The 17,876-nt window shown below is 49.1% G+C and carries 19 protein-coding genes; 7 read left to right on the top strand and 12 right to left on the bottom strand.

Going from position 1 to position 17,876, the window contains the following annotated elements; translation table 11 throughout:
- Window positions 1–126 precede the first annotated feature (126 nt).
- Window positions 127–2,034, top strand: a complete 1,908-nt coding sequence (locus tag ACFSUS_RS06365) for an ATP-binding protein (RefSeq protein WP_381520694.1) — start codon at window positions 127–129, stop codon at window positions 2,032–2,034.
- Window positions 2,035–2,076: 42 nt separating this feature from the next.
- Here ACFSUS_RS06365 and ACFSUS_RS06360 read toward each other — a convergent pair whose 3' ends face one another.
- The 8 genes from ACFSUS_RS06360 to ACFSUS_RS06325 form a co-directional block, all read right to left on the bottom strand.
- On the bottom strand, window positions 2,077–3,357 hold the full coding sequence (locus ACFSUS_RS06360; RefSeq protein ID WP_381520692.1) for a hemolysin family protein: 1,281 nt from the start codon (window positions 3,355–3,357) through the stop codon (window positions 2,077–2,079).
- Between the two features lie 402 nt (window positions 3,358–3,759).
- Window positions 3,760–6,426 (bottom strand): cytochrome c biogenesis protein CcsA, encoded by a 2,667-nt coding sequence (ccsA, locus tag ACFSUS_RS06355; protein WP_381520689.1) that lies wholly within the window; start codon window positions 6,424–6,426, stop codon window positions 3,760–3,762.
- Entirely contained in the window at window positions 6,423–6,692 is a 270-nt protein-coding gene (locus ACFSUS_RS06350; RefSeq protein ID WP_381520686.1) for a ParE family toxin-like protein, read from the bottom strand. The genes ccsA (ACFSUS_RS06355) and ACFSUS_RS06350 overlap by 4 nt, the downstream gene beginning before the upstream one ends.
- Window positions 6,689–6,886 carry a hypothetical protein gene (locus ACFSUS_RS06345; protein WP_381520683.1) on the bottom strand — a complete coding sequence of 66 codons (198 nt, stop codon included), beginning with the start codon at window positions 6,884–6,886 and terminating at the stop codon, window positions 6,689–6,691. The genes ACFSUS_RS06350 and ACFSUS_RS06345 overlap by 4 nt, the downstream gene beginning before the upstream one ends.
- Window positions 6,883–7,323, bottom strand: coding sequence for a cytochrome c maturation protein CcmE domain-containing protein (locus ACFSUS_RS06340; protein WP_381520680.1), 441 nt, complete (start codon window positions 7,321–7,323; stop codon window positions 6,883–6,885). Before ACFSUS_RS06340 ends, ACFSUS_RS06345 begins: the two co-directional genes overlap by 4 nt.
- A 7-nt stretch (window positions 7,324–7,330) precedes the next feature.
- Entirely contained in the window at window positions 7,331–7,591 is a 261-nt protein-coding gene (locus ACFSUS_RS06335) for a CcmD family protein (protein WP_381520677.1), read from the bottom strand.
- Window positions 7,592–7,646: 55 nt separating this feature from the next.
- Window positions 7,647–8,306, bottom strand: a complete 660-nt coding sequence (ccsA, locus tag ACFSUS_RS06330) for a cytochrome c biogenesis protein CcsA (RefSeq protein ID WP_381520675.1) — start codon at window positions 8,304–8,306, stop codon at window positions 7,647–7,649.
- An 84-nt stretch (window positions 8,307–8,390) separates the two neighbouring features.
- Window positions 8,391–9,065 (bottom strand): heme exporter protein CcmB, encoded by a 675-nt coding sequence (locus ACFSUS_RS06325; RefSeq protein ID WP_381520672.1) that lies wholly within the window; start codon window positions 9,063–9,065, stop codon window positions 8,391–8,393.
- A gap of 114 nt (window positions 9,066–9,179) precedes the next feature.
- Between ACFSUS_RS06325 and ACFSUS_RS06320 the strand changes: the two genes are divergently transcribed.
- From ACFSUS_RS06320 to feoB, 3 genes are all read left to right on the top strand, one after another.
- Window positions 9,180–9,950, top strand: a complete 771-nt coding sequence (locus ACFSUS_RS06320; RefSeq protein ID WP_381520669.1) for a sulfite exporter TauE/SafE family protein — start codon at window positions 9,180–9,182, stop codon at window positions 9,948–9,950.
- 133 nt (window positions 9,951–10,083) lie between these two features.
- Window positions 10,084–10,311 carry a FeoA family protein gene (locus tag ACFSUS_RS06315; protein WP_381520666.1) on the top strand — a complete coding sequence of 76 codons (228 nt, stop codon included), beginning with the start codon at window positions 10,084–10,086 and terminating at the stop codon, window positions 10,309–10,311.
- A gap of 124 nt (window positions 10,312–10,435) precedes the next feature.
- Window positions 10,436–12,553 carry a ferrous iron transport protein B gene (gene feoB / locus ACFSUS_RS06310; protein WP_381520664.1) on the top strand — a complete coding sequence of 706 codons (2,118 nt, stop codon included), beginning with the start codon at window positions 10,436–10,438 and terminating at the stop codon, window positions 12,551–12,553.
- Window positions 12,554–12,630: 77 nt separating this feature from the next.
- Here the strand turns inward: feoB and ACFSUS_RS06305 are convergent, their stop codons facing one another.
- Together ACFSUS_RS06305 and ACFSUS_RS06300 are read right to left on the bottom strand one after the other, a co-directional pair.
- Window positions 12,631–12,795 carry a hypothetical protein gene (locus ACFSUS_RS06305; RefSeq protein ID WP_381520661.1) on the bottom strand — a complete coding sequence of 55 codons (165 nt, stop codon included), beginning with the start codon at window positions 12,793–12,795 and terminating at the stop codon, window positions 12,631–12,633.
- Between the two features lie 227 nt (window positions 12,796–13,022).
- On the bottom strand, window positions 13,023–14,540 hold the full coding sequence (locus ACFSUS_RS06300; protein ID WP_381520658.1) for an NAD(P)H-hydrate dehydratase: 1,518 nt from the start codon (window positions 14,538–14,540) through the stop codon (window positions 13,023–13,025).
- A gap of 114 nt (window positions 14,541–14,654) precedes the next feature.
- On the opposite strand from ACFSUS_RS06300, the gene rplS reads away from it, so the two are divergent.
- The 3 genes from rplS (at window position 14,655) to ACFSUS_RS06285 (ending at window position 17,093) form a co-directional block, all read left to right on the top strand.
- A complete protein-coding gene (gene rplS, locus ACFSUS_RS06295) occupies window positions 14,655–15,029 on the top strand; it encodes a 50S ribosomal protein L19 (protein ID WP_381520656.1) in 375 nt (124 codons plus the stop codon).
- 285 nt (window positions 15,030–15,314) lie between these two features.
- A complete protein-coding gene (gene dapF / locus ACFSUS_RS06290; protein ID WP_381521292.1) occupies window positions 15,315–16,103 on the top strand; it encodes a diaminopimelate epimerase in 789 nt (262 codons plus the stop codon).
- Between the two features lie 60 nt (window positions 16,104–16,163).
- On the top strand, window positions 16,164–17,093 hold the full coding sequence (locus ACFSUS_RS06285; RefSeq protein WP_381520654.1) for a bestrophin family protein: 930 nt from the start codon (window positions 16,164–16,166) through the stop codon (window positions 17,091–17,093).
- Here ACFSUS_RS06285 and ACFSUS_RS06280 read toward each other — a convergent pair whose 3' ends face one another.
- Together ACFSUS_RS06280 and ACFSUS_RS06275 are read right to left on the bottom strand one after the other, a co-directional pair.
- Window positions 17,094–17,402: a rhodanese-like domain-containing protein gene (locus ACFSUS_RS06280; protein WP_381520651.1), complete on the bottom strand. Its 309-nt coding sequence runs from the start codon at window positions 17,400–17,402 to the stop codon at window positions 17,094–17,096.
- A gap of 52 nt (window positions 17,403–17,454) precedes the next feature.
- Window positions 17,455–17,829, bottom strand: a complete 375-nt coding sequence (locus ACFSUS_RS06275) for a hypothetical protein (protein WP_381520648.1) — start codon at window positions 17,827–17,829, stop codon at window positions 17,455–17,457.
- Window positions 17,830–17,876 lie beyond the last annotated feature (47 nt).

Below are 17,876 nucleotides of genomic sequence, written 5' to 3'. Positions count from 1 at the left end.
GAGTTTATCAATTCAGCCGTTTAATAAAATAAGTTGTAGATGGTTGTACATCTGTTAAAAACGGATATAGTATGACTCTATCTTAGATTGTTCAACCGCTCCATATCCTTCCTCATTACGTAACGAATGATTACTAACCTACCTACGCAACCTCCGGAGTTGCTCCTGGAGAGTATTTTACAAAATTCGCTCACGGGGGTTCTGCTTTGCCAGGCTGTTCGCGACGAAAGCAGGCAAATCATCGACTTTCAGGTCTTGTGGTGTAACGATCAGGCCGTAGCTATGGCACGTATGCCGCGGGAGCAGATACTCACCGAAACCATGCTTACGTCTGATCCGGAAGGGTGGGATAGCGGTATTTTCGACAAATATCGGCAAGTGGCTGAGACCGGCGTTCCCATGCAAATTGAACACCATTACGTAGCTGGTAACATTTGGATGGCTCAGTCCCTGACGCGGTTCGAAGATGGTGTACTGGCTTCATGGTCAGATATTACCAGCCTCAAAGAAGCGGAGCGATCACAACAGCAGGAGACCGAGTTACTCCAGGCCATTCTGGACAATACCCAAACCGGGATTGTTGTTATGCAGTCGGTGCGCAACGAATCCGGTCGGGTTGTCGATTTCCAGTTTACGCATGTCAATGTTGACGCCGAACGCATGACGCTCCGTTCCAAAGAGGATCTTGTTGATCAGTTATATACAACGGTCTGGCCAGCCGCTCAAACGAACGGTGTATTAGACTGGCATATTAAAGTGGCTGAAACAGGTGCGCCCGCTAAGATTGATAGCGTTTACTTGTCAGTCGATGGCTACGAAGGCTGGTTCAATATTCGCATTCGGCCGTTTCGTGATGGCGTCATTGCCACATTTGTGAACGTAACAGCCCTGAAGCGGGCGGAACTCGCCAATCAGCAACAAACCGAGTTGCTTCGGTCGGTGCTGGATAGCTCCTCCAATGCTATCATTGCCTTCAGTGCTATACGGGACACGGTTACGGGGAAGATTGTCGATTTCCGGTACGAGGCCCAGAATGAGGCTAACCGCCGAAACCCCACCCGCACCGACGAAGAAGTGATTGGCCATACCATGCTCGAATACTTTCCACATGTGATCGCAACCGGGTTGTTTGATCGATACGTGCAGGTCATTGAAACCGGGGAGTCAACCCGATTTGAGCAGGAGTACAACTACGATGAGTTATCAGGATGGTACGAACTGTCGGTGGTTAAGTGGGGCGATGGTATCGTTCTGACCCTGGTCGACATCACAGCCAGCAAGGGCTATCAGCGACAGATTGAACAGTCGAATCGTGAGCTCATGCACGTCAACGATAACCTGAGGCAGTTTGCTTACGTGGCTAGTCATGATTTGCAGGAGCCGCTACGTAAAATCGTCGCTTTTGGCGATATGCTTCAGGAGCAGTTTGCGCCCCAGTTAGGCGAACTAGGCCAGGACATCATCAGCCGGATGCAACTGGCGACCGGGCGTATGTCAGCGCTGATCAAAGATGTGCTCGCTTATTCGCGTATCACCACCCACCGGGAACCGTTTCGGTTTGTTGCTCTCAATGACATTCTCGCTGACATTTGCCATCAGGTTCAGAGTGAATATGCCGAGATGAAAGTAAGCCTCAACGTTAGCGAGTTACCAACCATTCGGGGAGATCATTCTCAACTGCACCAGTTATTCGGTAATCTGTTAATGAATGCCATCAAGTTCCGGCCGACCAATCGCCAGCCAGTTGTTCATGTATCCTGCCAGACGGTGCCGGGGGCTGCGGGTCCTCCCGGCCTAAACCCCAACCTTGAGTATCACGAAATTTGCGTGGCCGACAATGGTATTGGCTTTGATGAAAAACACGCTGAACGCATCTTCCAGGTGTTTCAGCGGCTGCACAACCGGCAACGATACGACGGTACCGGTGTCGGACTGGCGATCTGCAAGCGAGTGGTCGAAAATCACCACGGTCTTATAACGGCGAGTGGCAAGCTGGATGAAGGGGCAACTTTTCGGGTGTATCTGCCCGTCTGACAGAGGAAATTAGTCATCTATGACCATCAAACAACCACCCACTTAATCGGACCGGTGGCGGTATACTTTCACGGTATCAATGCGGGTGCCATCCATTGAAATGATTGTAAACCGGAACGGCGAATAGTCAATAACATCGCCCACTTGAGGCAGGTCTTCGTTTGTGGCCAGAATTAAGCCACCGAGGGTGTCATAATCTCCTTCCGGGATGTCCCAGTCGTATTTTTCATTCAAGTCCTCAATCTCGTGCCGGGCGCTTAGCAGCCAGTTGTTTTCGTCAATCTGTCGCTCCACCCAATCTTCGTTCGTGTCATATTCATCCTGAATTTCGCCGAAGATCTGCTCTACCATATCTTCAACACTCACGATGCCGGCCGTGCCACCGAATTCATCGACAACCAGCGCCAGACTTTTGTGCTCCGATAAAAAACGCAGCAGTAAATCCTGAGCGGGCATTGTTTGTGGAATCGTAATGATTGGCGTAATGATTTCTTCTACTGTCGCAGGCTTCTGAAACAAAGCGAGGGCGTGACAATACCCGATTACATCATCGATTGTATCCCGATACACCACAATTTTTGAGTGACCGCTGTCCTGAAACGCCTGACGCAGCTCTTCAACCGTATCATCGACGGCGACGGCTGCAATCTCTGTACGGGGAACGAGGCAATCCCGTACGCGAACATCACGAAATTCAATGGCATTGTTAAAAATACGCGTATCTACTTCAACGTCTTCTTCTGTATCGGCTTTCTGGTTGAGTTGCTGGAGGTAGTGGTTGAGATCCGTTAGCCCAAACACCGGCCTGATTTCTGGATTGCGTTTGCCCAGTACGTAACGAATGAAAAAGCGGGCCGTACCGACCAGCACCCGGACAATGGGAGCAATGGCCTGATAAATGACCCATAACGGTACGGCCAGCCACTCTAAAAAACGGTCGGGATGAATGAGCGCCAGACTTTTGGGCAGATAATCGGCCAGTGGCAGGAAAATAACCGTTAAAATGATTGTTTCAAGAACGACCAACAGGACAGGACTATCGTAGGCATCGGGAATTGATGCCATTAGCAACGGGTTCAGGGCCGTTACGCCTAAGACAGTATATAACACCAGAAAGAGTGTGTTACCTGTCAGGGTTGTGCCAACAAATAAAATAGGATTCTTTAAAAAGCCCGAAACAAGCTTTTCGCCCAGAGGGCCCTGCTTACTGTGAAGCTCAAAATAGAGTCGGTTGACGGATACATAGGCCATTTCAACCGCCGAAAAAAAACCGGCTAACACCAGAGCGAGTAACGCGCCGAGAAGAAGGGCGTAGGATTCCATAGTTTATGCTACCTCAGCGATCAGTCTACCAACTGAGATGGCAAAGTACGCTATTTCTTTTTAGATGACTTCTTTCCAGAGCTTCCAGTTTTCGTACGGTCCTCCACCATTTGTTTAATCGTGGGTGATATTGCCTTCTCTCGCTCAAGCCTACGGTTTTTAACGTACTGGAACGCCAGCAAAGAGCCCAGGCATACCATTAACAACCAATAACTGTCAGCAAACGTAGTCCGTTGGTATTCGGCTATCCATATAACGAGAAAGCCACCGGCAGCGGCTAAGAGTAAGATTTCAGATAGCTTAAGTTTCATGATCTATTTTTAGCAGTCAGCCTTCTGATGGCAATTACCAGCACGTATGCATGCTGATAACAACCAACCGAAGGCTGAATGGCATATACAGTTATACCACGACCTTGTCGCGCATCTTTGTAAACTCCCGATACCGCCGGATGGTGGCAATCAGGAAGCCCAGCACTACGATTAGGGTGCCAATCCAGAGAATATTAATCAGCGGCTTCTCGAAGGCTTTCATGACGACGTAGTCGCGCTGGGTTCGGTTAACGGCGAAGGTAAATTTGCCACTACGCGGGTCAATCTCGTTCAATTGAATCCGAATACCCAGCTCATCACTAGTCTCAGCTCGCCGACCAACCATACGGTCTTTGATAATAAAGGCGGGGCTGAGCACTTGTTCCCCATTCTTGCTCAGGATGCGCACCCGCGCTCGTACGGCGGCATCATTAGGGCCTAACTGAGTACCTTCCACTTCGTTTGTCCGAACCACATCATCCAGTATGGCTACGTAGTCATTCAAAAAAAACGTATCCTTAACCGCGACGCTGTAGGTTTCGGTTTTCTCCCATTTAGACTCTTCCATCGGATCGGGAGCCGTAGCGATGTACGTATAGATGTCGCGGTCCATCGAGTGGCGACTATCGGGCGAGAGCACCACTCCCATGCGCTGGTTCACCTGGATTCGAGGGTAAAGCGTAAATACTTTACCGCTTGGCTCACGGTATTCAACCGCATAGTGGACGTTCTCAGGATACATTGCCAGGGTATCTCCTTTTTTATGGTAAAGCTTTCCGTTCTGCTCAATATCGCGCAGTGCCACCCCATGAAAATCGCCTTCAATAACGGCTACATCCTGTCGCGGAACATAACCCGGCACATCGCGCACCTGAACGCGCTGACCCCGGTACGTAACCTGGTATTGATCCATGCGTTCGGGCTGATTGAGCCATAACAAGACGTTTTCTTTGTTTTCTTTATTGCCGTTCTTGGTGAAATCCTCAGAATTGGAAATCATCAGGCCACTGCCATTTAAGGAAATAACCCGTGAGTAGCCGGACGAAAACAGAATGCCAATTAGCATCAGTGCCATACCAATGTGCGCAATGGCTCCGCCTGAGAGCCGGTAATTCCCTCTAACAATGCCGAGCAGAATTGTACCGTTCGTTACCAGAGCAAATACCGAAGCGACTAGTAAGGCCATGTATACTGGGTTTTTAATCGCACCAGAACCAATGACGGCCGCGCTGATAAGCAGTGTCAGAATGCCGGGTGTGATGAGCGCATCCCATTTCTTGTTCTCAACTTTACGCCACCACATAAACTGACCGATTCCCGTCAGCAAGGCAATGACTACGAAAAACCAGATCTGGAACTTACTGTAATGGCCGGGTTGATCAACTGGCAGCGCCAGGTTAGACACTTTACCGAAAGCTTCTAAAATCTTATTGTAAACCGGAATGGAGGTGGTTGCAATTACCTGGAAAGCGGCCAGGCACAGCACCGTTGCGCCGATAAACAACCAAAACTCTTTGGTATACACCGAAGCTTCCTGCTCATCCGAGGGAATGTATTTCCACTTGCGTGCTGCCAGAAAAACGGCTAACACCACAAACGCCAACAGATAAACCAGCAATTGTCCCGATAGGCCCAAATCGGTAAACGAGTGAACCGATGCGTTGCCCAGGATGCCGCTACGCGCCAGGAAGGTAGAATATATAATCAGCAGAAACTGCGCAATGGTCAAAATAACCGCTGTCTTCAAGCCTGTTGACGAACGTTTGGCAATGAGCATCGTATGTAACGCGCCCACCATAACGAGCCAGGGTACATAAATGGCGTTTTCGACCGGGTCCCAGTTCCAATAGCCACCGAAGTTGAGCGTTTCGTAGGCCCAATAACCGCCCATCATGATACCAATGCCAAGAATCATGGCACCGATCAACGTCCAGGGCAGGGCAGGCCGTATCCATTCGAGGGGTTGGTTGCGCCACAGACCCGCAATGCAGTAGGCAAACGGCACCAGCGTCAGGGCAAAGCCTAGAAACAAGGTGGGCGGGTGAATCACCATCCAGTAGTTCTGGAGCAACGGGTTCAAGCCATTACCATCTTTAGGGACGAAGGTAGGATCGGCCGTGAAAATAGGCGCATCGGGCATGGCTTCGGTTAGCAGCAAGAAGGGAGAAGAACCCAGCTTGAACGTATCACCAAAGACCACACCGAGAATCATTGATGCCAGGAATGCCTGTACCAAAGCGAAGATGGCCATCATGGGCGCTTCCCACTGCTTACCGCTGGTGCGAATCAAAATGGCTCCCAGCATGGCGTTCCAGAACAACCAAAGCAGAAAAGAACCTTCCTGACCTTCCCAGAAGCATGAAATGACGTATTGAACGGGCAGAGCCAGCGACGAGTGGCTCCAGGCGTAATGGTATTCGAAGTAGTGATTGTAGATGATCCAATACAGACTAACCGCCACTCCAACTACCGCCAGACCGTGGATATAAAAGGCCCATCGGGCCAGCGTCCGCCAGTCGTCCTTCTGGGATTGCTGCTCGCTAACGGGCGTAACGGCTCTATCTTTTCGTTTAGCCGTCTTGCCGCCGAACGACGATTCGCCGGCGTATGCTAACTGAGGCTCTTCAACCAGAACATTTTGTCTGGAACTGCGCCGGCCAAGCGCCGATAGAAAATAGGCAACTGTCGCTACAAGGGCTGTCACGAAGGACAGGATAACGAAGAAGTGGCCGAGTTGTCCGACTGTAGTGTGTATCATTGAGTAATAATTCTATCGTATTCAGCGTGAGTGCCAATCCAAAACCAGGCAAGAACGTTTTCCTCTGGTTCAATAGCTAATGCTCTGTAACTATCGCCTACCCTAACGGACCAAAGATTTTTCTTTCCTCCCAAGCGTTTAAAATGCAAAGACGGATGAAACGGATCAGATTTGAGCAGCTCATAATTCTTATCAGCTAATTCTTGAATATCCCTAGGGAGATCACTATAACGCTTCCAAAAACGAGCAAATGTTTTGTGCGTCATAATGGTTTTGTTAGCCCCTTGTCGTATTCGTCTTTAAGTTCATCAAAAAGGGCATCAAAGCGACCGGCTTCCAGATCAGATAGTATCTGATTGTCCCATTTTTCATGAAAGTAGTCGAACAATCGACTTATGAGGCTATCCAATTCATTAACAGGCAGTTCTTTTGCTGCTCTTTCTATCTCCTGAACACTCATAACTGTGCCGTTTTAGCCGTGTGTTCGGTCGTTTCCAGCTTGCCATCCTGATACTTAGACGGACACTTCAGCAGAATCTTGTTGCACTGGAAGTGGTCGCCCTCCATGGCACCGATAACTACAATTTGCTCCGAACGATCAAAGTCCTGTGGCTTAGGGCTGTTGTAAACAACTTTCTGTGACCGGTTGTCCGTATCGACCAAAGTAAACTCAAAGTGGTTTGGGTCAATAGCCGGGTTGTAAAATACATCGACAATCTTGCCCTGTGCGTCTTTTTTTACTTTGCCAACAACGTGAATCATTTTATCGTCGCCGTCCTGGGCAAGTTCAGTCGCTTGCTTGAACGTAACGTAAGAACTAGCGTCGCCTGCCGTTGCCACAATGATGCCAATGGCCAGTGCGATGACAATGATGCCGAAGATGTGCGTGAGTTTCATATTGGGTCTATAATCGAACGGAACTGGTAGTGCGCTTTTCTTTAACTTCTTTCTCTAACTTACCAAGCTGGCGATCGAGCCGGACAAGGTAAATGATGATACCTACGAATACAGCCGCAATCACGGCTACGACTACCCATATTTTACCATCCTCCCGTAGCCGATCGGCCATCTCAACGCCGTTCTGAACAGGTTGTTGAGCCATGGTGTTCTGGCCGAAGAGAAGTAGAGCCGCTAAGGGGGCTTTTGTCAGAAAAGACAGTCGCATTGGAATCCTAACTAGTTTAAAAAATAACGTAAAAACAGGGCGAATCATTCCGGAATTACTCGTCCAATATGGCTTTCAGCCGACGTAACCGAACACGTAGCTCAGTAACCCAAACCCCCAACAGTGTAAAGCCGATGACAGCCGGGTAAAACACCATACGCATCTTATTGTCCATGTCGTATTTGCCAAATGCTGGATTACCCCCGTTGCCAGGATGCAACGAGTCGGTTAGGCGTGGCACCACGAAAATCAGCGGCACAAATACGGCAAAGGCAAAAATGTTATAGACGGCCGAAATACGGGCGCGTCGCTGCTCATCGTCAAAGGAGCCGCGCAGAATCAGATAAGCAAAATACATTAGCATAGCAACTGCTACGCAGTTCAGCTTAGGGTCATTTGGCCAGGGCTCGCCCCAGGTGAAATTAGCCCAGAGGGACCCGGTAGCACAGCCCAGGAGGCCGAACAAAATGCCAGTGTTAGCAAATTCAACGGCTACCAAATCATTGTCAAAACGGCCGTCTCGCAAGTATCGAACTGAATAAACGGCGGATGTCAGTAACAGGGTGATCATACCAAACCAGAGTGGAACGTGGAAATACACATTCCGGATGCTCTCGTTCAGAATGGGCTGACGTGGCACCACGCCAAGCAGGCCCTGTAGCACTACATAGGTAAGGATTAAAACCGCGAGGGCTTTCCACCAAGTGTTTTTCATAGCTGATTGTAGCCTGGACGGCCACGTCCGGGCGTATTACTGTATTGTCGGCTTACACCCGGACGTGGCCGTCCAGGCTACGATTCAACTCCGCCATAAAAACGGAAATAACAACCAAGACAGTGTCAAGACGATGGCATCAATAGCCAGCACGATGCCAACCTCATTCCAACTTGTGCTACGATCGAGGCCATCCAGCGCATTTTTCGAAATCTTCAACAGCATTAACAATAGCGGTAGAATAATCGGAAAACTCAGCACGGCCATTAGCGTGGCTGGGTTTTCAGCTTTGCTGGCAATGCCCGATACCAGCGTTAGTGAAGCAGCAAACCCTATGGCCCCTAACAGCAAGGCCACCAGATACAGCAGCACATCCTGAACCGGGTTGCCTAGAACGAATGCATACACACTAAAACCTAACAACGCGAGCACTAGCATGAGTGCCGTATTGTAAAGGATTTTTGATAAAATAATTTGTTCAGGACTCGCCAGGGTGTAATAGTACAATTGCCGTCCGGCCCGCTCCTGCACAAAGCTTTTGGCAATGGCGTTGATCGCCGTAAATAACAGAATAATCCAAAACAAGGTATTCCAAACAATGGGGGTTAACTGACCACGCCGAGCGTTGAAGCTTAAGTAACAAACAAACACGGCCCCAACGATGTACAGCAACATACCATTGAGCGCGTAGCGTTGCCGCCACTCCAGAAGAAACTCCTTCCGAATTAGTGCATTCAACTGGCGTACCGATTCAACCATGCTTTGTCTTACAATTTTGCAAATTTACATCAGGACCGGGAAAGGAGGAAAGAAAATACGGAATAGTAGACCGCAGTGTTCAGCTCGGCCACTTTACGCTACTTTTGTGGGTTCATGGATTACAGTACTATTCTTACACTTTGCGGATTCTCTTTTGTTGCGGGATTTATCGATGCGATTATTGGCGGAGGTGGCCTGATTCAAACACCCGCTATGTTGTTTACCTTACCGCAATATCCTGTGCCGACGCTGATTGGCACCACAAAAATTCCTTCTTTGGCCGGGAGCCTGATGGGCGCGTTTCAATACAGTAGGCGGGTGGCCGTGGCCGGACGATTTATTGGACCAATGATGGCCATTGCATTTGGGGCGTCGTGGCTTGGGTCATGGACACTTTCGAGGGTACCCAACAATTTCATGAAGCCGCTGGCACTAGTCATTCTGGTAAGCGTATTTATATACACGCTTACCAGAAAAGACTTTGGGCAACTGGCGCATCACGTTATAAGTGCCCGACGGCAGCGGTGGCGTATGTGGGTCATGGGAGCGGTGATTGGTTTTTATGATGGCTTCTTTGGACCAGGAACGGGCAGTTTTTTAGTGCTAGGATTTATTGCGCTTATTGGCTTCGACTTCCTGAAAGCTAGTGCTCACGCCAAGTTAGTCAACGCGGCTACGAATCTGGCCAGTGTGCTATTTTTTATTAACAAAGGCGGGTTGTTGTATCACGTTGCTTTACCGATGGCCGTAGCCAATTTATCCGGCGCTTTTCTAGGAGCCCGGTTAGCCATCCTAAAAGGGAATCACTTTATCCGGGTGTTTTTTCTGCTCGTCATCGCAGCCACCATTCTGCGGTTCGGGTGGGATCTGTACACAACCTACTGACGATTCAAGCCGTTAAATTTGTCGCCTTCCTTTTTTAAGATGGTCCTTGCATCAACAAACTTTCCGTTGTAATCTTGCGTTAATTAAACTGAATCTAAATAAAAACAACCGTCTCACCACGGTACACAAGACCATGAGCAAGCGTAGTGTAGCCGACCTGAAAATTGGGGAACGAGCCATTATTCAATCGTTCAACGATCAATTGATGTCGCTTAAACTGCTTGAAATGGGCTGTTTGCCGGGTGCTGAGGTATGTTTGCAGTGCAAAGCTCCGTTGGGCGACCCAATCTGTCTGAGCGTATCAGGCTATTGTTTGTCCATGCGCAAGTCTGAAGCAGCTACGATTCTGATAGAAAATTAACGGTATTTAGTTTACGCGGTTCCCCGCCAAGTGTTAAGTGGCACCCCAGCTGTAGCGACCGGTACGCCGTCGATTGGCGCGGACGGGTCCGGTATGAACCGAGTATCGTAAACCGTAAACTGCCTTGAAATCTTCCCCCGTAATAGCGCTTGTTGGTAACCCGAATGCTGGTAAATCGTCATTGTTTAACCAATTAACCGGGCTACGCCAAAAAACTGGCAACTTCCCTGGTGTCACCGTTGACAAAAAGTTCGGCACATGGTCAATCGATGCCCGTACCAATGCTACGGTCGTCGATCTACCGGGCGTTTATTCCATTTATCCGAAGTCGTTAGACGAGCAGCTCGTTACTGATATTTTGGCCAACCCGGCTCACCCCGATTATCCAGATGTGGCTATTGTAGTGGTCGATGCCTCAAATCTGCACCGAAACTTATTACTTTTTACGCAAGTCGCCGACCTCGGTGTGCCAACGATATTAGCCCTGAATATGCTTGACGTAGCCCGCAAGCAGGCTAAAGAGGTCAATGCTGTTCGGTTGGCTATGCGATTAGGTGTGCCGGTTGTCCGTATAAATGCCCGTACCGGAGAAGGCTTGGAGCAGCTAAAAAGGGCGGTGTTGGGTCAGATGCAGACGCCCATGTTACCCGGTAAGCTATTTTTTGATCCGGCCGAAGAAGCAGGCGAGTTGATCACAGATACCAAAGAGCAGTATCACCTTAACAACAACTACCTGGCGCTTCAGTACGTGATCCAGCATGACGGTTTCACGTTCCTGAACCGTCCGCAACAGCTTGGTCTGGACACCATCATTGACAAACACCAATTCAATGAACCTACCTTTCAGGCCAGCGAAACCATTACTCGCTATAAACGCATTGCCTCGGTCATATCGGAGGCTGTGACAGACCAGCGGCCCGTGGGTCAGCCAACCTGGAGTCAGAAACTCGATAAAGTGTTGCTCCATCCGATTTGGGGTTATGCCATCTTCGGCTTCATTCTGCTCTTAATTTTTCAGGCCATCTTCGCCTGGGCTCAGCCTTTTATGGACGCCATCGACACTGGAGTGGCCTGGCTTAATGGTCAACTGAAAGAGCGTTTACCGGCTGGACCGCTCACGGACCTGCTTACCGACGGAATCTTAGCCGGGGTAGGGGGCGTGTTAGTATTTATACCTCAAATCGCCTTTCTGTTCTTTTTGATTGCATTGCTGGAAGAGTCGGGGTACATGTCGCGGGTGATGGTCATTATGGACCGAATCATGCGCAAATTCGGACTAAACGGCCGGAGTGTTGTCCCGCTTATCTCGGGCGTAGCCTGCGCCGTTCCGGCTATTATGGCAACTCGCAGCATTGGCACCCGACGCGACCGGCTCATCACAATCTTGGTAACGCCCTTAATGAGTTGTTCGGCCCGTTTACCGATCTACACAATTCTAATTGCCCTAGTCGTCCCCGAAAAATACGTGTTAGGCGTGTTCAACCTCCAGGGGCTGGCTTTGATGGGGCTGTACTTACTGGGGCTAGTCAGCGCGTTGCTGGCCGCTTATGTCCTGAAGCTGGTCTTAAAAACGAAAGAGCGAGGGTTTTTCATCATGGAACTACCCACGTTTAAATTACCGCGCTGGAACCATGTGGGGCTAACCGTCTGGGAAAGTGTTCGGTCGTTTGTGTGGGAAGCGGGCCGGATCATTCTGGCTATCTCAATCATCCTGTGGGTATTGGCAAGCTATGGCCCTGGCGACTCGTTGGAAAAAGTAGAACAGCGCGTTCGGCAACAAAACCCAACGCTGACCGGCGACCAACTCGATAACCGGATTGCGTCAGAACGGCTTGAAGCCTCTTACGCGGGCCACTTTGGCCACTTCATTGAACCCGTCATCAGGCCGCTTGGCTACGACTGGAAAATTGGTATTGCACTGCTAAGCTCGTTTTACGCCCGCGAGGTGTTTGTGGGAACAATGTCGACTATTTATAGCATTGGTAACGCCGACGATGGGGCAGGCACGACCATTCGGGAGCGGCTTAAGCAAGAGCGTAATCCAGACACAGGACAGCCGATGTATACGCCCGCCCTTGCCTTCTCTTTGCTGGTCTTCTACGTATTTGCCATGATGTGTATGAGTACGCTAGCCGCTACGCAACGTGAAACCAAAAGCTGGAAGTGGCCAGCTGTGCAGTTAGGGTATATGATGATATTAGCTTACGTAGCTGCTTTCGCAACTTACCAAATCATGAAATAAAGAACCAGAATAGTAGCTTAAAAGAAAAGCCCACGACGGACTGCTTCCGTCGTGGGCTTTTTATTGAATAAGGGATACTACCAGAGCAAGCCTTTAGAAATCAATGGGTAGATAAAATGGTAGATAATGTACGTGAAAAGAGCTACTGTCAACCCACCTAATGCGGTGGTTTGATCGAAGGCTACCCGCGCCCTGCGAGAGGGGCGACTAACCCGCCAGTCGCGCTGTGCTGTGTGTTTCATAATCGTGTCGGTATAAGGCTACTTAACTAAGGCAAATTTGGGGCCGTATTGTACAGAAAAACAGCGCAGAAACCCGGAATTTACTGTATACGTAGTATTACCCAATTACGATGAATGTTAACATCCGTTCATGTTTACTAAGCGGTAGGTAAGCTCCCCATCAAACCGACCTACTAAAAAGATAGTGTGGAGGGGTTTCTACAGCAGTGTTACTTGACTTCTACAGTTTAATCCCAACGCAACGCATCAATTACATCGGAGGCTGTCATGCCAATGGGACCTCGTTGCTCCGCTACCCGATCTCCGGCAAGTCCATGCGCAAACACGCCCAGAACAGCAGCCTCAACCGGGTCATACCCTTGTGCCAAAAGAGCCGTTAACACACCGGTGAGTACATCGCCGGTGCCTCCCGTACTTAAACCAGGATTACCCGTTGAATTAAAGTGGACTTCTCCGCCAGGGGTAGCCACGGCTGAGTAAGCGCCTTTGAGTACAACAATGACGCGATGCTTTTTGGCAAACTCTCGTAAAATGTCAAGTTTTTGGTAATCATTATCCCACTTTTGAGTGAGTCGCTCAAACTCTTTTGGGTGGGGCGTTAAGATGCTGTTCGGTGGAAGCTTTTCTAACAAATCCTGATTTTCGGATAACAGGTTAAGGGCGTCGGCATCAATAACCATTGGCTTGGTAACCAGCGGAATAATATCCCGTAACATAGCCAGCGTTTCAGAAGCTTTACCGATGCCGGGGCCAATCCCAATGGCCGAATAATCAGCCGGGGATGGACTATGTGCTTCGCCGGCGCCGTGATCAGGCACGCCAGTCAACACGTTTTGGTGCCCATCGGGGCGGCACATCGCTTCGGGGACGGCTGTCTGAAGCACAGCATAACCACACCGCGGTACCTGCACCGTTAGTAGCCCCACCCCTGATCGGAGGCAAGCTTTCGCCGACAGAACAGCTGCGCCTATTTTGCCGTAGCTACCCACCAGTAACAGGGCGTGGCCAAATGTGCCTTTGTGCGCAAAACGGTCTCGTTTATGGAGCAGCAGCCGGGCCTCATGGGGCTGAGTGAAAAAATAAGGCGTGTTGGCCTGGTCGATGTAGCGTTTATGCAGATTGATGTCAACTACGTGCCATTCGCCAACGTAACGCCCGTTTTTAGGCAAGACAAACGCCAGTTTTGGTAGTTGAAACGTAACCGTATAGTCAGGTTCAATGATAACATCATTTGCGTCATTCGGCTTGTCGGCGTTCAAGCCGCTGGCAATGTCTACTGAAACGACCGTTGCTGGTGCCCGGTTGATGGTTTCGATTGTGCTTTTGACGATTCCTTCGGCCGGACGAGAGAGGCCTGACCCAAGAATGGCGTCAATCACGACTTCGTTGTGTCGGATCGCGGGAATATCACGAGAATACTCAACGTAACTAATCTGCTCTGTCACCAGCTTCAACCGACGATGATTGTGCATGAAGTCGTCCGACTCCCGAGGGGCGTACCGGACAACATAGACCTCAATTGGATACTCGCGTTCGAGCAGCAGCCGGGCAATCGCTAATCCGTCACCACCATTGTTACCAAGTCCACAGAAGATTTTAGTAGGAATAGTATTGGGGAAATGATCGACAAACCAATCGACAAAAGCGAGGGCCGCTCGCTCCATCAGATTGAGTGGAGCGATGGGTTCTTTCTGGATTGTGTACTGGTCAAGGGCACGAATTTGGTCAACATTCAGTATTTTCATGGATTTGGCGTCAGTTAGGCAGCGTAATTTTGCAAAAGTATTTTCTACCACCGAGAAGTTTACTATCTTTGCGGCTCATTTCGCAAATAGTTATCTGGCGAATTATACACGGTCATGAGCGAGTTAATCAAATTAGTGGAGGCAGACAACGCGCAGCGTCGCGCCGATTTGCCCACATTCCGGGCGGGCGATACGGTGAACGTACACGTCAAAATCCGCGAAGGAAATAAGGAACGTATTCAGATCTTTACGGGCACGGTTATTCAACGCCGGAACCCAAGCAGCGGTGGCGAAACATTCACCGTTCGTAAAGTATCGAACGGCGTTGGCGTCGAGCGGATTTTTCCAGTCCTGTCGCCGAACATTGATAAAATAGAAATTGTACGCATGGGTAAAGTGCGTCGGGCACGGTTGTTTTACCTGCGTGGTCGTCAGGGTAAAGCGGCTCGTGTTAAAGAGCGTAAGCCAAAGGCAGCTGTCGCAGCTTAATTGCTCTACAACATACAACCTGTATCAAAAAGCTGTCTGTAAGGACGGCTTTTTTTATGAGTTATGAAACGTTTACAGACCGCTGATTTTTATGATTATTACGATTAATTATAATTTTTGAAGGATAAGACACCTGATTAATTGTATTGAATCATGAAAATCATACGGATCGTAAAAATCAGCGGTCTATTGAAAAGTTATAGTGTTATAAAGTTCCTCCAGCTGGACTGAATGCGTCAGCAACTTTACAACTTCATAAGTCCTCAACTTTACAACCTCTCCGAAATGAACTTCGTGAAATACCAGGGTACCGGCAATGACTTTATTCTGATCGACGATCGGGACACGCCTGACCGGGCTGCTGCGTTTCCTGTTGCCGATCAGCCATTTGTTGAAAAATTATGCCATCGCCGGTTTGGCATCGGTGCCGACGGACTTATTCTGCTCCAGAATGATCCGGACTATGACTTCAAAATGATTTACTTCAATGCCGACGGAGCCGAAGGAAGTATGTGCGGCAATGGCGGACGATGTATTGTTCGGTTTGCACACGATCTGGGCCTGTTTACGGCCGAAACCCGGTTTCTGGCGGTAGATGGTGAACATAAGGCGGCCGTTAGCGAAAATGATATTTCGTTGGGAATGAGTGATGTGTCGGGGATCGAAGAACGTAACGGTCTGACATTCCTGAATACCGGATCACCCCACGTTGTCCGGTTTGTTGATGATCTGGAGTCACTCGACGTCGTAGCCGAAGGGCAAGCCATTCGGTACAGCGACGCATTTCAACCGGGAGGAACAAACGTTAACTTTGTTCAGGTCATTGGCAGCGACACCTTGTTTGTCAGAACCTACGAACGAGGTGTGGAAGATGAAACGTACTCGTGTGGTACGGGCGTAACGGCAGCCGCATTAGTAGCTCATCATCAGCTGAATATGTCAAGTCCTGTCTCTATTCAGACCTTGGGTGGTAACCTGAAAGTATCATTTGAGGCCCAGGTCGATGGAAGCTTTAGCGACGTTCACTTGATTGGTCCCGCTAAACGGGTATTCGCCGGGACAATAACTATTTAAACCAACATCGCGTTAGTTTAAGTAACGCGATGGCTATCAGCCCATTCCCGCACAAACCGAATGATTATATACAAAACCAAAGATTGGCTTCCTGCTATTTGGCATTTCCATACCGGACCGACGGCCATATCGCTCTTTCGTCGACTGATTGTAGTTGCTATTTACGTGGCTATGGTTACCATTGTTGAGCTGCGTTACGACGACTTACGACTAAAAGATACGCCAAGCTCGTTTTTAAGCGCGATGGGGATTTTGTTAAGTTTGCTCCTGATTTTTCGTACCAACACCGCTTACGACCGGTTCTACGAAGGGCGGCAGGCCTGGGGAACCTTAGTGAACAATTGCCGGAATCTGGCCATCTTTTACAACGCCATCTTGCCGACGGGCGATGATGATAATCGGCTGTTTTTCGCCAGGACAATCTCTAACTTTCCGTTTGCCTTAAAGAATTCACTACGTGATTTGACAAGTATGGATGAGTTAGACACGACCGAGGAAGGAGAGGTACGAGATCTGAGTAATTTTGATCATAAGCCATCCGGTGTCTCAAACCAGCTTTGGGTGCGTAGCGAAGCACTCTATCGACAAGGCTTAATAACCGATTCACAGCATATTAATCTTAATCGGTACTTAGGCAGCTTAATGGACGTATGTGGCATTTGCGAACGGATCAAAAGTACGCCCATCCCGTTTTCCTACAATCTGTTTATCAAGCTGTTCATCATGCTGTACGTAGGGGTGCTGCCCTTCACGGTGATCGAAGTTTACGGGTACCTGACCATTCCAGCCGTATTGCTAACATCTTATATCCTGGTAGGTCTTGAAATGATTGGCGAAGAGATCGAGGAACCTTTCGGCTTTGAGCGTAATGATTTACCCCTGAACCAACTGGCTCAGTTAATTCGGGTTAATGTGCACGACATCCTACAGATCTACCTGCCCCACGTTGAGAAACAGGCGGCTAAGCCAGGCTTTACAATCGTAACGTAATTAGTCTTCTGCCTCAATTATGCCGCCGTGGAGGTGGTAGATCATCTTATTCTGAAACTCTGGCTGACGTAATAAATCTTTAGCGGCTACCCGACTACGGACCCCGTTCGTACACATGACTACAATTGATTCGTAAGGCAATAATTCGGCTTTGCGGGCGCGAATGTCGGGTAGGGGAATGTTCAGTCCACCAAGGTTAAACTCCTCGAACTCCCATTCATCACGAACGTCGACGACGACCGTGCCTGGCTGCTTTCGGTTCGTTTCGAGTTCAGGAAGCGAAATGTCGATGTATGGTTGCGTTGTCATACACTAACATAACAGCTATACACCAGATGCTGTTCAACCAAAACTCTGTTTGTCAACGTTGCGTTATTTTAAGAATTTCGATCTCATCAACCTTCGGGCGGCTTCCCCAGCCACATTCTAGTTCTACTTGTCGACCGGTTTTGTAAAACCGAATCAGAACCGGTATCTCAGCCGCGTAACGCTGGTCTGCAGGAACACTGTTCAAGGCACCCTGCAAAATAGGCAAAGAACTTGCTGTTGGTTTATACCGCACAGTTGAAGTAGCTCCGTTATTTACCGAATCAATTCGCACGGATTCTTCGCACCCATCCACGGGCAGACTGTTGCCCGTAATAACAGCGAGTATTTCTTGCTCAGGACCTTGGGTGAATTTTTCTGATTGGCAACCCAACAGGACTGCCAGTATCAGGCATGTCAATAGTCTCATAATCGTCTTTTTTTACGTAGACCCTTCCTGGTATCAATTGGTTGTAA

It is taken from the genome of Spirosoma soli, from assembly GCF_042684525.1.
GTDB lineage: Bacteria > Bacteroidota > Bacteroidia > Cytophagales > Spirosomataceae > Spirosoma > Spirosoma soli.
The sequence above is the reverse complement of the archived record's forward strand: the minus strand, read 5'-3'. Positions and strand labels throughout refer to the sequence as shown.

Coding starts and splice junctions, on each gene's coding strand:
- ACFSUS_RS06365 (WP_381520694.1), top strand. CDS start 127: ATGATTACTAACCTACCTACGCAACCTCCGGAGTTGCTCCTGGAGAGT.
- ACFSUS_RS06360 (WP_381520692.1), bottom strand. CDS start 3,357: ATGGAATCCTACGCCCTTCTTCTCGGCGCGTTACTCGCTCTGGTGTTA.
- ccsA (WP_381520689.1), bottom strand. CDS start 6,426: ATGATACACACTACAGTCGGACAACTCGGCCACTTCTTCGTTATCCTG.
- ACFSUS_RS06350 (WP_381520686.1), bottom strand. CDS start 6,692: ATGACGCACAAAACATTTGCTCGTTTTTGGAAGCGTTATAGTGATCTC.
- ACFSUS_RS06345 (WP_381520683.1), bottom strand. CDS start 6,886: ATGAGTGTTCAGGAGATAGAAAGAGCAGCAAAAGAACTGCCTGTTAAT.
- ACFSUS_RS06340 (WP_381520680.1), bottom strand. CDS start 7,323: ATGAAACTCACGCACATCTTCGGCATCATTGTCATCGCACTGGCCATT.
- ACFSUS_RS06335 (WP_381520677.1), bottom strand. CDS start 7,591: ATGCGACTGTCTTTTCTGACAAAAGCCCCCTTAGCGGCTCTACTTCTC.
- ccsA (WP_381520675.1), bottom strand. CDS start 8,306: ATGAAAAACACTTGGTGGAAAGCCCTCGCGGTTTTAATCCTTACCTAT.
- ACFSUS_RS06325 (WP_381520672.1), bottom strand. CDS start 9,065: ATGGTTGAATCGGTACGCCAGTTGAATGCACTAATTCGGAAGGAGTTT.
- ACFSUS_RS06320 (WP_381520669.1), top strand. CDS start 9,180: ATGGATTACAGTACTATTCTTACACTTTGCGGATTCTCTTTTGTTGCG.
- ACFSUS_RS06315 (WP_381520666.1), top strand. CDS start 10,084: ATGAGCAAGCGTAGTGTAGCCGACCTGAAAATTGGGGAACGAGCCATT.
- ACFSUS_RS06305 (WP_381520661.1), bottom strand. CDS start 12,795: ATGAAACACACAGCACAGCGCGACTGGCGGGTTAGTCGCCCCTCTCGC.
- ACFSUS_RS06300 (WP_381520658.1), bottom strand. CDS start 14,540: ATGAAAATACTGAATGTTGACCAAATTCGTGCCCTTGACCAGTACACA.
- rplS (WP_381520656.1), top strand. CDS start 14,655: ATGAGCGAGTTAATCAAATTAGTGGAGGCAGACAACGCGCAGCGTCGC.
- dapF (WP_381521292.1), top strand. CDS start 15,315: ATGAACTTCGTGAAATACCAGGGTACCGGCAATGACTTTATTCTGATC.
- ACFSUS_RS06285 (WP_381520654.1), top strand. CDS start 16,164: ATGATTATATACAAAACCAAAGATTGGCTTCCTGCTATTTGGCATTTC.
- ACFSUS_RS06280 (WP_381520651.1), bottom strand. CDS start 17,402: ATGACAACGCAACCATACATCGACATTTCGCTTCCTGAACTCGAAACG.
- ACFSUS_RS06275 (WP_381520648.1), bottom strand. CDS start 17,829: ATGAGACTATTGACATGCCTGATACTGGCAGTCCTGTTGGGTTGCCAA.